The 13,826-nt window shown below is 66.0% G+C and carries 13 protein-coding genes; 2 read left to right on the top strand and 11 right to left on the bottom strand.

From position 1 onward, the window contains the following. Nucleotides 1–3: 3 nt before the first annotated feature. The 3 genes from V7S63_RS10870 to V7S63_RS10860 all read right to left on the bottom strand — a co-directional run bounded on the left by V7S63_RS10870 (nucleotide 4) and on the right by V7S63_RS10860 (nucleotide 3,578). Nucleotides 4–981, bottom strand: coding sequence for an ABC transporter permease (locus V7S63_RS10870; protein ID WP_336530214.1), 978 nt, complete (start codon nucleotides 979–981; stop codon nucleotides 4–6). Between the two features lie 40 nt (nucleotides 982–1,021). Beyond that, nucleotides 1,022–2,626, bottom strand: coding sequence for an ABC transporter substrate-binding protein (locus V7S63_RS10865; protein WP_336530213.1), 1,605 nt, complete (start codon nucleotides 2,624–2,626; stop codon nucleotides 1,022–1,024). 100 nt (nucleotides 2,627–2,726) lie between these two features. Next, the gene (locus V7S63_RS10860; RefSeq protein ID WP_336530212.1) at nucleotides 2,727–3,578 is read right to left on the bottom strand and encodes a VOC family protein; all 852 of its coding nucleotides are present in this window, start codon (nucleotides 3,576–3,578) and stop codon (nucleotides 2,727–2,729) included. Between the two features lie 326 nt (nucleotides 3,579–3,904). Here V7S63_RS10860 and V7S63_RS10855 point away from each other — a divergent pair, with 326 nt between their 5' ends. Further along, entirely contained in the window at nucleotides 3,905–5,233 is a 1,329-nt protein-coding gene (locus V7S63_RS10855) for an NAD(P)/FAD-dependent oxidoreductase (RefSeq protein ID WP_336530211.1), read from the top strand. Here the strand turns inward: V7S63_RS10855 and V7S63_RS10850 are convergent. The 8 genes from V7S63_RS10850 to ald all read right to left on the bottom strand — a co-directional run bounded on the left by V7S63_RS10850 (nucleotide 5,230) and on the right by ald (nucleotide 13,070). Continuing rightward, nucleotides 5,230–6,060 (bottom strand): inositol monophosphatase family protein, encoded by an 831-nt coding sequence (locus V7S63_RS10850; RefSeq protein WP_336530210.1) that lies wholly within the window; start codon nucleotides 6,058–6,060, stop codon nucleotides 5,230–5,232. The genes V7S63_RS10855 and V7S63_RS10850 overlap by 4 nt on opposite strands. 32 nt (nucleotides 6,061–6,092) lie before the next feature. Continuing rightward, nucleotides 6,093–6,935, bottom strand: coding sequence for an endonuclease/exonuclease/phosphatase family protein (locus V7S63_RS10845; protein ID WP_336530209.1), 843 nt, complete (start codon nucleotides 6,933–6,935; stop codon nucleotides 6,093–6,095). 1 nt (nucleotide 6,936) lies between these two features. Then, nucleotides 6,937–7,803, bottom strand: a complete 867-nt coding sequence (locus V7S63_RS10840; RefSeq protein WP_336530208.1) for a carbohydrate ABC transporter permease — start codon at nucleotides 7,801–7,803, stop codon at nucleotides 6,937–6,939. Beyond that, on the bottom strand, nucleotides 7,800–8,678 hold the full coding sequence (locus V7S63_RS10835) for a carbohydrate ABC transporter permease (RefSeq protein WP_336530207.1): 879 nt from the start codon (nucleotides 8,676–8,678) through the stop codon (nucleotides 7,800–7,802). Before V7S63_RS10835 ends, V7S63_RS10840 begins: the two co-directional genes overlap by 4 nt. A gap of 4 nt (nucleotides 8,679–8,682) precedes the next feature. Continuing rightward, nucleotides 8,683–9,972, bottom strand: a complete 1,290-nt coding sequence (locus V7S63_RS10830) for an ABC transporter substrate-binding protein (protein WP_336530206.1) — start codon at nucleotides 9,970–9,972, stop codon at nucleotides 8,683–8,685. A 54-nt stretch (nucleotides 9,973–10,026) separates the two neighbouring features. After that, nucleotides 10,027–11,067, bottom strand: a complete 1,041-nt coding sequence (locus tag V7S63_RS10825) for an ABC transporter ATP-binding protein (protein ID WP_336530205.1) — start codon at nucleotides 11,065–11,067, stop codon at nucleotides 10,027–10,029. A 353-nt stretch (nucleotides 11,068–11,420) separates the two neighbouring features. After that, nucleotides 11,421–11,795, bottom strand: coding sequence for a VOC family protein (locus V7S63_RS10820; protein ID WP_336530204.1), 375 nt, complete (start codon nucleotides 11,793–11,795; stop codon nucleotides 11,421–11,423). A gap of 159 nt (nucleotides 11,796–11,954) precedes the next feature. Continuing rightward, entirely contained in the window at nucleotides 11,955–13,070 is a 1,116-nt protein-coding gene (gene ald, locus V7S63_RS10815) for an alanine dehydrogenase (RefSeq protein WP_336530203.1), read from the bottom strand. 164 nt (nucleotides 13,071–13,234) lie between these two features. On the opposite strand from ald, the gene V7S63_RS10810 reads away from it, so the two are divergent. Further along, a complete protein-coding gene (locus V7S63_RS10810; protein ID WP_336530202.1) occupies nucleotides 13,235–13,732 on the top strand; it encodes an Lrp/AsnC family transcriptional regulator in 498 nt (165 codons plus the stop codon). The last annotated feature ends 94 nt before the right edge of the window (nucleotides 13,733–13,826 follow it).

The following is a 13,826-nucleotide window of genomic DNA, read 5'->3' as shown; positions in this document are numbered from 1 at the left end:
GGCTCAGCTCGCCGTCGTGATGCGCGGGTCGAGCCGGGCATAGAGCAGGTCGACGATGAAGTTGACCGCGATCACCAGCAGCGCCGAGACGAAGACGATGCCGAGCAGCGTGTTGAGGTCGCGCTGGATCACCGATTCATAGGCGAGGCGCCCGAGCCCCGGCAGGGAGAACACGCTCTCGACCACGACCGAGCCGCCGAGCATGGTGCCGGCCTGCAGGCCGATCAGCGTCACCATCGGCAGCAGCGCGTTGCGCAGCACATGCCGCACCACGACGCGCGTCTCGTCCATGCCCTTTGAGCGCGCGGTGCGGACGAAGTCGAGATTGAGCACCTCGAGCATCGAGCCGCGCATGATGCGGAGGTAAATCGCCATGTAGAACAGGCCGAGCGTCAGCGTCGGCAGGACGAGATGCAGCGCGATGTCGAGCGTCCGCCGCAAGCCGGTGTAGCTGACCGTGATGTCCTCGAAGCCGCCGGCAGGCAGCCATTGCAGGTAGATCGAGAAGACGACGATCGCCATCAGCCCGAACCAGAAGGTCGGCATTGCGTAGAACGTCAGGCCGAGTGTGGAGATCAGCGTGTCCGGCCATTTGTTGACGCCGCGCGCCGCGACGACGCCGAGGATCAGCCCGAAGAAGAAGGCGAAGGAGAGCGATGCCGTCATCAGGAGGATGGTCGCGGGCAGCCGCTCGGCGATCACCGTCGCGACCGGCTTGCCATAGATCGCGGAGAAGCCGAGATCGAGCCGGACCAGCCGCCAGAGATAATTGCCGAGCTGGGCCCAGACCGAGAGGTCGAGCCCGTAGAATTCGCGCAGCTGCCGGGCGGTAGCGGCGTCGCCGCCGCCCATCTGCGCCATCAGAGCATCGACGGTGTCGCCGGGCGCGAGCTGCAGCAAGAGGAAGACCCCGATCAGGATCAGGAACAGGGTCGGGATCGAGGCGGCAAGACGCCGCCCCGCGAGACTTAGGACACGCATGGCAACTGGCCGTATTGGGCTGACAACGCAGGTGGGAGCGTCACTCCGCCAACCAAAGATCGTGCCAGGAGGACGAGCCCCAGCGCGGCGTATTGGAGTGATTGCGCGCCTTGGCAGTGATCGCGGTCAGGAAGATCTGCTCGATCGGCGTCCAGATCGGCAGCTCGGTGTTTGCGCGCCGGACGAAGTCGCCATAGAGCGCCTTGCGCTTGGCCGCATCGACCTCGGTCGCCGCATCGTCGATGATCTTGTCGATGGTCGGATCGGTCCAGTCCCACTGATTGGTCCACGGCGCGCCCTTGGGCTGTCCGGAGCGGTACCACACCGTGGTCGAGACGGCCGGGTCGTTGCGGTACTGGTGCCAGCCGGTGGCGAGATCGAAGGCGTGGTCGTCATAGACCTGCTTCAGATAGCCGCCGCCATCGGTGCGGACGATCTCGACCTTGATGCCGACATCGGCGAGCGATTGCTGGATGAAGGTGGCGAAGAGCGAGATGTCCTCGCCCCAGGGTGCAGGCAGCAGCCGCAGGGAGAAGCGCGTCCCGCCAGCGCCGGGCTTGAAGCCGGCTTCGTCGAGCAGCTTGGCGGCGAGCTTCTTGTCGAACGGGTACTGCGGACCGTTGTCGGCCGGGTAGAAATCGGTCGAGACCGAGGGGATCGGCCCGGTGCCGCGCTTGGCGAAGTCGCCGAGAAAGTTCTCGATGAAGAACGAGATGTCGAGCGCATGCGCGATGGCGCGCCGGACGCGGATGTCGGCGAGCTCCTTGCGGCGGAAATTGAACTCGATCGTGTTGGTGCGGGCGTTGCCCTCATTGCCCTTGGTCGAGACGATGAACCGCGGGTCCTTGCCCAGGCGGGCCGAGTCCGAGATCGTCAGGCCCGAGAACGGGCTGTAATGGATCTGCCCGGCTTCCATCTGGGCGGCCGCCGCGGCGCGATCGGTGACCACGCGCCAGACGATCCGGTCGAGATAGGGCGCATTGGCGCGCCAGTAGTTCGGGTTGCGCTCGGCGATGACGTGCTGGCCGCGCTCGTACTGCACGAACTTGAACGGGCCGGTGCCGACGGGCGCGAGGTTGACCGGGTTCTGGCGGATGTCGCCCTTGCCCTCGTAGAGATGGCGCGGCGAGACGTAGCCGAGGTCCGGCAGCGCCCGCAGCAACAGGTTGAGCGGCATCGGGCGCTCATAGCGGAACACCGCCGTCAGCGGATCGGGCGTATCGACCGCGGTGAGGAAGAGCTGCAGCGTGGTGCCATAGTTCAGGATCTTCTTCCACATCTCCATCGCCGTGAACTGCACGTCGGCGGAGGTGAAGGGCTTGCCGTCATGCCAGGTCACGCCGGGGCGCAGCTTGAAGGTGATGGTCTTGCCGTCGGGCGCGGCTTCCCAGCTTTCGGCGAGCACGCCGACCGGCTGGCCCTTGGCGTCGAGATCGACCAGCTGCTCCTGGATCTTGCCGCCGATGATGTAGACGCCGGTCGAGGCCTGCAGGCTCGGGTTGAGCTGGCGCTGCTCGGCGCCGTAGTGGACGGTGAAGACACCGCCCTTGCGCGGCGTCTCCTGGGCGAAGGAGCGCATCGGGAACAGCACGCTGGAGGCGATTGCGGCACTGGTCATCAGCGCGGCGCGGCGGGTCATATCCATGGATGGTCTCCTGGGGGCCGGCGTGCAGGCTCGGCACGATGCGGGCGTCACAAGGCCCCGTCAATGCGACGAGGCCGTTCTCGAAAAGCGAAAAACCGCACTATTGCGGCAGGAAGCTCACGATCAGGCCATTGGCCGAGGCTGCGGGGACACTGACCGCCGCGCCATGGCGGAAACCGACCGAGCCGAGCGCCTTGGCCGCGCCATCGAGGTCAGAGCTCGCCAGCACGATCGCCACCGCCCCGCCGGGTCCGGCGCCGACCCGCACCGCATCCGGGTAGCGCTTCGCGAGGCCGGCGGCGTCGTAGAACAGGAAATCGGCGCGCTTGCCGCCGGAGGGCACCAGCCAGCCATCGTCCTGCTGCTTCACCGGTTCGTCGATCAGCCGACTGAGATGCTCGGCTGCGGCCTTCGGATCGTCGGCGAGCACCTCGACGCGGATGATCCGGCTCGCACCATTGGCATGGCTCTGCAGTTCCGGAATCCAGACGGTCTCGCGGGTCAGATGCTGGCAGGCGAAGATGCGCAGGCTGCCAGGGTTCTCGTCGAGCGGCCAGCGGAAGACGTTGAACTTGGCTTCGCCCTTGCCACCATTGGGCAGGTCGACCGGGCGGCCGAAATGCACCGGGCCGAGCGCTTCGAGACCGCGGCTCTTGAGCTCGTCCGCGCCGGCGGCGGCATCATCGGTGGTGAAGGCGGCCCGCTCGATGCCTTCACGCTCTTTGAGGAAGTCGCGGGTCGGCTTGTTGTGCTCGGTCTCGGCGAGGATGCCGAGCAGCTCGACATAGTCGTCGCCGAACATGATCGTGTAGTTGCCACTGCCGAGAATGGGCGAATGCGTGCCGCGCGGCGAGACGGTGAAGCCGAGGCTCTGCCATTGCCGGGCGGAAGCGTCGAGATCGCGAACCGTCACCACGACATGGTCGAGACCGAGAATATGCTTGAGCGGCATGACGCCCCCTTGTGACAAGAACCCAGCGGACGGGAGAGTTCATCCGAACGGAAGTTAGGGCGCAACCGTTTCGGGATGACGATTCCAGCAGCCCCCGCTGCGCCGGAGACATAGCGTCGGGAGAATAGTCTTTTCAAGGAGACGAGCGGAGAAGCCAAAATTTGGTAGAATCCGTTCGCTCTATCCAAGAAAAATAGAAAATTATCCTCCGTCGAATGAACGGCCGGGAACAGCCTGCTTGCAGCTTGGCGGACATGGCGGCAAGGATGAGGCTGGCCCGTCATGTGGGCCCTCGCTCATTGATGACCAGCCGAAAGACGCCGCCGATGACTGCCCCTTCCTCCGTCACCTGGCCGCCATCGCTCTGGGCCGCCACGGCCCAGTCCGGTCCGGTGCTCGGGACGCTTGAAGGCGCGATCGAGAGCGATGTCGTGGTGATCGGCGCCGGCTTCACCGGACTTTCGACCGCGATCCATCTGCGCGAGAGCGGGGTCGGCGTCACCATCCTGGAGGCGGCCGAGCCGGGCTGGGGCGCCTCGGGGCGCAACAACGGCCAGGTCATCCCGACGCTCGCCGGTCATGACCCTTCGGCGATGACCGCCCGGCATGGCGAGGCCGGCGAACGTTTCAACGCCGTGCTGCGCGACGCCGCGCAATATCTCTTCGATCTCGTGCGCAAATACGAGATCCCGGCCGAGGCCGAGCAGGCTGGCTGGGTCCAGCCGGTGCATTCGCCGGGGCGCTTCAAGCTCGCCGAGAAGCGCGTCCGGGAATGGTCGGCGATCGGCGCGCCGGTCGAATTGCTCGATCGTGCCGCGACTGCGGAGATGCTCGGCTCGGATGCCTGGTTCGGCGGCTTCTGGAACCGCACCGGCGGCCATATCAACCCGCTGGCCCTGACCCGCGGGCTCGCGGAAGTCGCGCTCCGGCTCGGCGCCACCATTCATGCGCGTTCACCGGCGGTGAGCATGGTGGACCAGAACGGCCGCTGGCTGGTGACGACGGCGAAGGGCTCGGTGACGGCCCGCGCACTCGTGCTGGCGACCAACGCCTATACCGGCGAGTTCGAGCCAGGCCTCGCCCCGGAGATCGCCGCCGAGGTCATCCCCGTCCTGTCCTGGCAGATGGCGACCAGGCCGGTCAGCGACAACATCGCCAAGACGGTGATCCCCGGCCGGCAGGCGATGTCGGACACGCATCGCGAGCTCTATTTCGCCCGCTGGGACGCCCGCAATCGCCTGGTCACCGGCGGCGCCGCGATCCTGCCCGGCGCCGGCGGGGCCAATCTGCGCCCGACGGTCGCCGCACGGCTGAAGCGGCTCTGGCCGCAGCTCGGCGATGTCGCGTTCGACTATGTCTGGTCCGGCTATGTCGGGATGACCCCCGACAATCTGCTGCAACCGCAGGTGCCGGGCTATCCGCGTATCCACCAGCTCGGACCGAACGGTTTTGGCTGGGTCGGCTGCAACGGCCGCGCCGTCGCGCTGTCGATCTCGCTCGGCCGCGAATTGGCGAAAGCGATACAGGGGACGGCGCTGGAGACGCTGGGCCTGCCGCTCTCGACGCCGAAGCCGCAGCCCTTCCAGGGCCTGATCCGCCGGATCGCGCCGCTCGCCCTGCCGCTCTATCGCAGGCTGGACGCGCAGGAGATCTAGGCAGTCTCTCCCAGCAGGATACCGCGGATCTCGTGCCAGCTCTGTGCATCGGGCGCGCAGAGCAGGCCGAGCGTCGGCTGCGCCGGCCGATAGGGCTGGCCGTCCAGCATGCGGACATGGCCGCCGGCCTCGGCATGGATTAGCGAGCCCGGCGCGTGATCCCATGGGTTGAGCCGGCCATAGAGCAGGAAATGGCCGTTGCCGGCGGCGGCTAGTCGGTACTCGTGGCCGCAGCAGCGCAGGGAGCAGACATTGGCGAAGGCCGGCGTGCGCCCCGGCAGCGTGCTGCGCAGCGGCTCCGGGAAATACTGCCAGCTCATCATGCCGGTCATCTCGCGCGGGGCAGCCGCCTGCGCCACACGCAGGTCGCGGCTGGTGCCGTCGCCGGCGAGCCAGGCGCCTTCGCCACGCAGCGCCATGGCGCTGTCAGCGACGACGGGATCGTGGATCACCGCAGCAACGACCTCGCCCTTGACGACCGCCGCCGCCATCACCGCGAAGAGCGGCAGGTCGGAAGCGTAGTTCAAGGTACCGTCGATCGGATCGATGACGAAGGCGAGCTCGGCATCGCCGAGCCTTTCGATCAGCATGGGATCGGCGGCGGCAGCCTCCTCGCCGATCAGCACCGCCCCCGGGAAGGCGCGCGCAAGCTCGGCGCTGATGAAGCGCTCCGCCGCCTCGTCGGCCTCGGTGACGAGATCGGTCGCCGAACGCTTCTCGCGGATCTCGCCCTCACCGAGATTGCGGAAGCGCGGCATGACCTCGCGCCGGCCCGCCTCGGCGAGGATGCCGGCGAGCCTCTCATGGTCCTGGCGGGTGAAGATCATCGTGGTCCAGTCGGCAAGGGAGTGCGCAGGAATCAGCCGAGGTCGAATTCGACCAGGATCGGCTGGTGGTCGGAGACTTGGGTCTCGACATCGCAGATGATGCTGCGGGCGCGCGCCGCGAGATCGGGCGTCGCCAGCACATAGTCGAGGCAGCCGGGCTGGCCATAGGTCTGGTCGAACAGATTGGCGGTCGGCGGATGCGGGGCGTCGCCCTTGACCGCGGCCCAGAGGTCGACCAAAGGCGGCTCGTCGCCGTCGAACGGCGCCAGCAGGCGCGCCAGCACGGGATCGTCCGGCCGCATGTTGAAGTCGCCGGTCAGCACCGCGCTCGGCGAGCTCGGCGTCATCCGGTAGGTGTGCGGCCCGGCCGCCCGGGGTTTGGCATGACGGGCCAGCGCCATGCGGTGGGCCTCGCGGATGCCCTCGACCTGCGCAGCGCGCAGCTCCGAGGCCGAGTATTCGAGATGCGTCGTCATCAGCCTCACCGGGCCCAATGGCGTCAGCGCCATCGCCTCGATCAGCATGCGCGGCATGTTGCGGGTCTGCGCCGCTTCCCAGGGCAGGAGGTGGCGCAGTGCCTGCGCCACCGGATAGCGCGTCAGCAGCAGGTTGCCGAAGCGCTGGCGGCTGCCCTTGCCGTCGGCGACATCGACGCCGATGCCTTCGATCGCGGTGAAGCCGGGCAGCAGCTCGGCGAAGCGGGCGAACTGGTCGGTCTCGTCGTTGAAGTCGAGCTCGGGAAAGTTGTCGGCGACCTCCTGCAGGCAGAGCACGTCGAAATCCGCCATCTGCCGGGCATGGGCGACGACGCGCGCCGGGTCGACGCGATCGTCCATGCCGCGCGCCCACTGGATGTTCCAGGTGATCAGCTTCATCTCACTTGATTCCCGCGCGCATGAAACTCTGCACGAACTGGCGCTGGAACAGCAGGAAGCCGACCAGCAGCGGCGCCGAGGTCATCAGCGTCGCCGCGCAGATCACCGCCCAGTCGATGCCCTGGTCGCTCGACGAGAACACCTGCAGGCCGACCGTCAGCGGCCGCGACTCCACCGAATTGGTGACCAGCAGCGGCCAGAGGAAATTGTTCCAGTGATAGCTCACCGAGACCAGCCCGTAGGCGATGTAGGTCGGCTTGGCGAGCGGCACATAAACCCGCATCAGTACCTGCAGCGGGCTGGCGCCCTCGACGCGGGCGGCATCGTCGAGCTCCTTCGGCACAGTCTTGAAGGTCTGCCGCAGCAGGAAGATGCCGAAGGCCGAGGCGATATAGGGCAAGGCGATCGCCGGGATCGTGTCGATCAGGTTGAACTTGGCGAGGGTGCGGTAGTTCTCGACGATCAGCGCATCCGGCATGATCATCAGCTGCGCCAGGATCAGCGCGAAGGCGATGTCCCTCCCCCAGAAATCCTGCCGCGCCAATGCATAGGCTGCGAGCGTCCCCAGAACGAGCTGGAAGGCGAGGATCATGGTGACGAGGAGGAAGGTGTTAAGGAAATAGCGGGCGAAGGGCGCGGCCGCCCAGGCGCGGATGAAGTTCTCGAAGGTGAGCGGCGCGGTCAGCTCGAAGCGGGTGGTGTACTCGGCCGGATGGATCGCCGCCCAGACGGCATAGGCTAGCGGCAGCACCCAGATCAGCGCGAGCAGGATCGCGCCCAGGGATTCCAGCGTCAGCGAAAGGCCCTTCGGCGCGTAAGGGTCGGGACGGGTCGCGGCCACCGGCTGCGGGCTAGGCGCGCCGCTCATCGGTAATGCGTCCTGCGCTCGAGCCAGCCGTATTGGACGAAGGCGACGAGCGCGAGCAGCGCGAGCAGCACGCAGGTCAGCGCCGCTGCATAGGCCGTGTCCCAGAAGCCGAAGCCGACCTGGTAGATGTAGAACAGCAGCAGCGTCGTCGCATTGTCCGGGCCGCCGCGCGTCATCACGAAGATATGGTCGACCATGCGGAAGGCATTGATCACCGCATTGATCAGCACGAACAGCGTCGTCGGCATCAGCAGCGGGAACTGGATGCGCCGAAAATAGGTCCAGCGCGAGGCGCCCTCGATCGCCGCCGCCTCCCCCAGGCTGGGCGGAATCGCCTGCAGCGCCGCAAGGTAGAAGATCATGAAGAAGCCGGCCTCCTTCCAGATCGCGACGATGGTGACGGCGTAGAGCGCCGTATCCTGCGACCCCAGCCAGTTGGTCGAGCGCCCGCCAAAGGCACCGACGATCTGCTCCAGCAGGCCGTATTGCGGGGTGAAGAAGAACAGCCAGATGTTGGCGACCGCGATCATCGGCAGGATGGTCGGGGTGAAATAGGCCATCCGGACCAGGGTGCGGCCGGCGATCCTGTCGTTGACCCAGACCGCCATCAGCAAAGCGAGCGCGATCGAGGTCGGGATCGTGCCAATGGCGAACCAGAGATTGTTGGCCATCGCCTTCCAGAAGATCGGATCGGCCAGCATCTGCTCGTAATTGTCGAGCCCGACGAAGCGGGCCGGGCGCCGCGCCCGCGGCGTCGACATGAAGCTGTCGACGAAGCTCGCGACCGCGGGCCAGTGCGTGAACAGGGCCAGGCACGCCATGGCCGGCAGCAGGAGCAGCCAGCCATGGATCGTCGCGGTCGCGCGGTTGGTCATCGGCTCAGCGATAGGCCTTCAGGATGCGCTCTGCTTCCGCTTGCGCGTCCTCCATCGCCTTCTGCGGCTGCTTCGTGCCGGTCAAGGCTGCCTGCAGGCCGTCGTTCAGCGCCTTGGTGACGCGCTGGTTCTCATGGGTCGAGAGCTCGGCGACGGCGGTCGGCAGCTGGTCGCGGGCGACAAGAGCCTGCGGGAAGTCGGCGACGTATTTCTTCATCGCCTCGGTCTCGTAGGCCGCCGGGGTCACGGCGACATAGCCGGTATCGGCGCTCCACTGTGCGGCGCGCTCGGGCGTGGTGATCCAGCGCACGAACTTGAACGCCGCTTCCTGCTCGGCCGGGCTCGCCTTCTTGGAGAGGTAGAAATTGCCGCCGCCGGTCGGGCTGCCCGGCTTCTTGCCGGCGGGCAGCACGGCGACGCCGAAGGGGAACTTGGCGTTGGTGCGGACATTGGTCAGGTTGCCGGTGGTCGTCCACATCATCGCGACCTTCTTTTCGAAGAAGTCGCGCGGCGTGGTGCCCCACTCGACGATGCCCGGCGGATGGACCTTGTGCTTCTGCGAGAGGTCGACCCAGTACTGCAGCGCCTCGACGACGCCGGGATTGGCGTAGTCGGTCTTGTCGCCGGCCGCATTGGCGAGGATGGCGCCGGCCTGCGTGGTCAGCCCCTGGAAGAGCCAGTAGGGGAAGCCCGAGGACGGAATCTGGATGCCCCACTGGCTGGTGTTGCCGGCGGCGTCGCGCTTGGTCAGCTTCTGCGCGAATTCGAGCTGCTCGGCCCAGGTCTTCGGCGGCGTCTCGGGATCGAGGCCGGCTTCCTTGAACAGCTCCTTGTTCCAGTAGAGCACCACCGTGGAGCGCTGGAACGGGATGCCCCATGTCTTGCCTCCGGTCTGGCTGTTCGCCATGAAGCCAGGGAAGAAGCTGGAGAGCCACTTCCTGTCGTCCTCGGTCTTGATGAAGGGATCGAAGGGAACGATCGCTTCCTCGTCGATCAGGGTGAACATGTCGGTCGAGAGCAGCACCGAGAGCACCGGCGGCGTGCCGCTCTTGTGCGCGGTCAGCGCCTTGACGATCGTCTCCTGGTAGGTGCCGGCATAGATCGGCTTGACCTTGATCGTCGGGTTGTCCTTCTCGAAGCCGGCGGCATAGGCGTCGATCAGCTTGGTGATCGGCCCGCCCACGGCGACCGGGTAGAAGAAGGACAACTCGGCCGATTGGGCGAGCGCAGGCCTCGCCATGGCGAGCGAACCAGCCACCGCCGCCGTACCACCCAGAAATTCCCGCCTGTCCATCGTCGTGCTCTCCCCTTGATTGCGGCGCTTGAGCGCCTGGTTGTTCAGGCGTCGTCAGTCGAGGACGAGCCTCTGCTCGGTCTTCAGGTCGAACCAGTGCACCGCCGATTGCGACAGCCTGATGTGGACCTTATCGCCTGCCACAGCACGGACCTTCCCGGGCCGGCGCACGATGAAGGGCTGGCCCTCGATCCGCGTCTCGACCAGCGTGTCGGCGCCGAGATATTCGACGGCCACGACGTCGGCCGCGATGCCGGTCTCGGTGAGCTCGGTCATCTCGGGGCGGATGCCGACAGCGAGCGAGCCCGGTTCGGCATCGGATGGCGGCGCGAGCCCGTCTCCGCCCGCCGCCAGGACGGATGCGAGCGGAATGACGTTCATCGGCGGCGTGCCGACGAAGCGCGCGACGAAGATCGTCGCCGGGTTCTCGTAGAGCTGGTCGGGCGGCGCATCCTGCTCGATCCGGCCGTTGCGCATCAGCACGACCTGGTCGGCCATCGTCATCGCCTCGACCTGGTCATGCGTGACATAGACCATGGTGATGCCGAGGCGGTGCTGCAATTCGCGGATTTCGCGGCGCATCTCGACGCGCAGCTGGGCATCGAGATTGGAGAGGGGCTCGTCCATCAGGCAGACCGGTGCCTCGGCGACGATGGCACGGCCGAGCGCGACGCGCTGCTGCTGGCCGCCGGAGAGCTGCGAGGGCTTGCGTTCGAGCAGGCCGGCGAGTCCGAGGATCGCGGCGGCGCGCTTGAGCCGCTCGTCGCGCTCCGCGCGCGAGACCTTGCGCACCTTCAGGCCGAACAGGATGTTCTCGGCGACAGAGAGATGCGGGAACAGCGCGTAGTTCTGGAACACCATGGCGATGCCGCGCTGCGAGGGCGCCGCGCCGGTCACGTCGCGCCCGCCGATCGCGATGGTGCCGCTGCTGCTGTCCTCCAGCCCCGCAATCAGCCGAAGCGTGGTCGACTTGCCGCAGCCGGACGGGCCGAGCAAGGCGACGAGGTCGCCACCCTTCACCATGAAGCTGATGTCGTCGACCGCCGCCGCGCCGCCCCAGTGCTTCGAAACGGCCTTGAGATCTACCGAAACCATGCGCGACCCGGCCATCCCCAGCGCCATCGTGAGCCGGCGCAGAAAACCGGACTCGCCGGCTACGATCAAGCGGTGAGATTGATGCTAAAAGTCGGGCAGAGACAAGAGTGGCGCCGCCGCATTGCGCACGCTCCTGTGCGAACTGCGGCAAAGCCGTCGCATTCTCTGCGCACCGCTCGACGCCGGCGCCGGTCATGGGGCAGTGACTTGAGACCCTGATTCTCGTCCAGGTTTAAGCAGAGTCCGTTGATCAAGGAGACGGATGATGCGGCCTTCGCGGTTCTAAGGATGTGCAGATCATCGGGACTTCCAGAAATCCGGGATAATCTTCGGCGCGGGTGCTGCGGATTGTGTTACTTCGTCGGCCGAGAGCGCGCGGTCAGCTTGTTTCCGTCGGGATCGCGAAGGTAGGCGACGAACGCTCCGTTCGGGCGCTCGCTGGGTGGGCTCTCGATCGCCGTCCCGCCATGCGTCGTGCCCGCTTTGTGCCATGCGAGGACATGGTCGCGGCTCGCAGCGGCGATACCGACAGTCCCACCGTTGGCTGCGGTCGCCGGATTGCCGTCGATCGGCTTCGTGATCATCAACCGGCCGTCGTTGTGCGCATAGATCAGCCTGCCCCTGGCATCCATCTCGCCCGGCTCGCCTCCCAACGCAGCGAACGTGGCGTCGTAAAAAGCTCTGGCCCGCTCCAAGTCGTTGCTGCCGATCATGACGTGAGTGAACATGCCTTCGTCTCCAAAAAGGGCCGATGCGGACTGTCGGCCTGTGTTCGCATGCCCCAGTATGGTCCGAAAGAGGCGTTTCAGACCTTGGGATGACACGGGATGGGCAGGGTCACAGTGCGCTTCCGCCCCCTGCCGTCCTTTGGAGTTGGAGCCCCATCATCAGGCGGCAATCGCCTTTTCAACCGGCTCGTACGGCTTGCCGAGGCTCTCGGCGACCTGCGGATTTGTGATCCGCCCTCGATGCACATTCAGGCCGGCGGCGAGGTGCGGGTCTTCTTCAATCGCCTTCAGGCCACGTGCCGCCAATGCCAGGCCGAACGGCAGCGTAGCGTTGTTCAAGGCGTAACTCGATGTAAGCGGGACAGCTCCGGGCATGTTGGCGACGCAATAATGAATGACCCCTTCGATCTCGAAGGTGGGCGAAGCGTGCGTCGTCGGGCGGGATGTTTCGAAACAGCCGCCCTGATCGATCGCAACATCGACGAGCACCGCTCCGCGCTTCATCCTGGAAAGCTGTTCGCGGGACACCAGACGGGGGGCCGCGGCCCCCGGAATGAGGACTGCCCCGATCACCACATCGGCCGCGAGCACCTCTTCTTCGATGGCCTGCTGGGTGGAAAAGCGCGTTCTCACGCGACCGCCGAAATGCTCGTCCAGCTGCCTGAGGCGGGGGAGAGACCGATCGAGAATGACAAGGTCAGCTCCAAGCCCAGCCGCCATCCGGGCGGCGTGCGTCCCAACCACGCCACCGCCAATGATGGCAACGCGCGCAGGCGCTACGCCCGGCACGCCTCCGATCAGCATGCCCCGGCCACCCGAATGCCGCTGCAGGCACAATCCCGCCGCTTCGATCGAAAGTCGACCGGCAACTTCGCTCATGGGAGCGAGCAGCGGGAGGCCGCCAAAGCGATCCGTCACCGTTTCATAGGCGACCGCGGTGACACCGGACTTCAGCAGACCTGCCGTCTGCTCCGGATCCGGAGCCAAGTGCAGGTACGTGAACAGAATTTGACCTTCGCGAAGCTGGGTCCATTCCGACGGCTGGGGCTCCTTGACCTTCACGATCATCTCGGCCTTGGCGAAAATCTCGGCCGCGGTCGCCACGATGCGTGCGCCGGCCGTTTCGTAAGCCTGATCTGAGGCGGAGATGCCAGCGCCGGCATTCGTCTCGACAAGCACCTCGTGCCCCGCTGACACATATTCTCGCACGGCTTCCGGGGTTAGGCCGACCCGGTATTCATGAACCTTGATTTCCTTGGGAACGCCGACGCGCATTCGATCCTCCCGCGTTTGGAGAGGCGATAGTAGCGCAGGAGCTTGATCGGATTTCGACAAATTGCGGTGAAATTCCCACCGATTTCATCGGATTCCAGCGATAATTATGGATATGACGCCAGTATCGTGCGTAAGATTGACCGTGGCCGCAGGAACGCAGCAACATGGCTCTCGATAATCTGTCGCGCATCCTTTTGTCCGAACTCGTGGAAGATGGCCGTGCAAGCCATATCAAGCTCGCCGAGCGCATCGGCTTGTCCGCCACGGCAGTCGCCCGACGACAACGCGCCCTGGAGGAGGAAGGCGTGATCGTCGGCTATCACGCACGATTGAGCCAGAAGGTGCTTGGTCTAGGGGTAACCGTCATCATCAGATTGGCTCTGAACAGCCAGAGTGAAGACGCCCTGTCTGCGTTCGAAAAGGCCGTTGCAAAATGCCCCTCGGTTCTGAGGTGCTTCCTGATGTCGGGAGAGGACGATTATCTGCTCACTGTCGTCGCCCGAGACGTCGAGGACTTCGAGCATGTTCACAAGACGCAATTGTCCCGACTGCCGCACGTCGCGCGGATCCAATCAAGCTTCGCACTCCGTCAGGTCATAGAGCGGCCCGTGCTGCCTCCCCTCCCATCAGGAGAGGCGCGCCACGGCCAAGCAGACCGATAGCGAAGGACGCCCCGGCCGATGACGTGACCTGCCGACAATTCTCAAGCGCGCCGGGCTCGATCTCCTGAAGCCCGGGTCTGCTGCCGACAGCGAC

This window comes from Allobosea sp. CCNWLY174, assembly GCF_037120455.1.
Classification (GTDB): Bacteria; Pseudomonadota; Alphaproteobacteria; order Rhizobiales; family Beijerinckiaceae; genus Allobosea; species Allobosea lupini.
Note: the sequence above shows the minus strand (reverse complement) of the source record. Positions and strands in the feature narration are given on the sequence as shown.

Excerpts from the sequence above, each read along its gene's own strand:
- V7S63_RS10810 (WP_336530202.1), top strand. The coding sequence starts at position 13,235 with ATGGCTCTCGATAATCTGTCGCGCATCCTTTTGTCCGAACTCGTGGAA.
- V7S63_RS10870 (WP_336530214.1), bottom strand. The coding sequence starts at position 981 with ATGCGTGTCCTAAGTCTCGCGGGGCGGCGTCTTGCCGCCTCGATCCCG.
- V7S63_RS10860 (WP_336530212.1), bottom strand. The coding sequence starts at position 3,578 with ATGCCGCTCAAGCATATTCTCGGTCTCGACCATGTCGTGGTGACGGTT.
- V7S63_RS10830 (WP_336530206.1), bottom strand. The coding sequence starts at position 9,972 with ATGGACAGGCGGGAATTTCTGGGTGGTACGGCGGCGGTGGCTGGTTCG.
- ald (WP_336530203.1), bottom strand. The coding sequence starts at position 13,070 with ATGCGCGTCGGCGTTCCCAAGGAAATCAAGGTTCATGAATACCGGGTC.
- V7S63_RS10865 (WP_336530213.1), bottom strand. The coding sequence starts at position 2,626 with ATGGATATGACCCGCCGCGCCGCGCTGATGACCAGTGCCGCAATCGCC.
- V7S63_RS10825 (WP_336530205.1), bottom strand. The coding sequence starts at position 11,067 with ATGGTTTCGGTAGATCTCAAGGCCGTTTCGAAGCACTGGGGCGGCGCG.
- V7S63_RS10820 (WP_336530204.1), bottom strand. The coding sequence starts at position 11,795 with ATGTTCACTCACGTCATGATCGGCAGCAACGACTTGGAGCGGGCCAGA.
- V7S63_RS10835 (WP_336530207.1), bottom strand. The coding sequence starts at position 8,678 with ATGACCAACCGCGCGACCGCGACGATCCATGGCTGGCTGCTCCTGCTG.
- V7S63_RS10855 (WP_336530211.1), top strand. The coding sequence starts at position 3,905 with ATGACTGCCCCTTCCTCCGTCACCTGGCCGCCATCGCTCTGGGCCGCC.
- V7S63_RS10840 (WP_336530208.1), bottom strand. The coding sequence starts at position 7,803 with ATGAGCGGCGCGCCTAGCCCGCAGCCGGTGGCCGCGACCCGTCCCGAC.
- V7S63_RS10845 (WP_336530209.1), bottom strand. The coding sequence starts at position 6,935 with ATGAAGCTGATCACCTGGAACATCCAGTGGGCGCGCGGCATGGACGAT.
- V7S63_RS10850 (WP_336530210.1), bottom strand. The coding sequence starts at position 6,060 with ATGATCTTCACCCGCCAGGACCATGAGAGGCTCGCCGGCATCCTCGCC.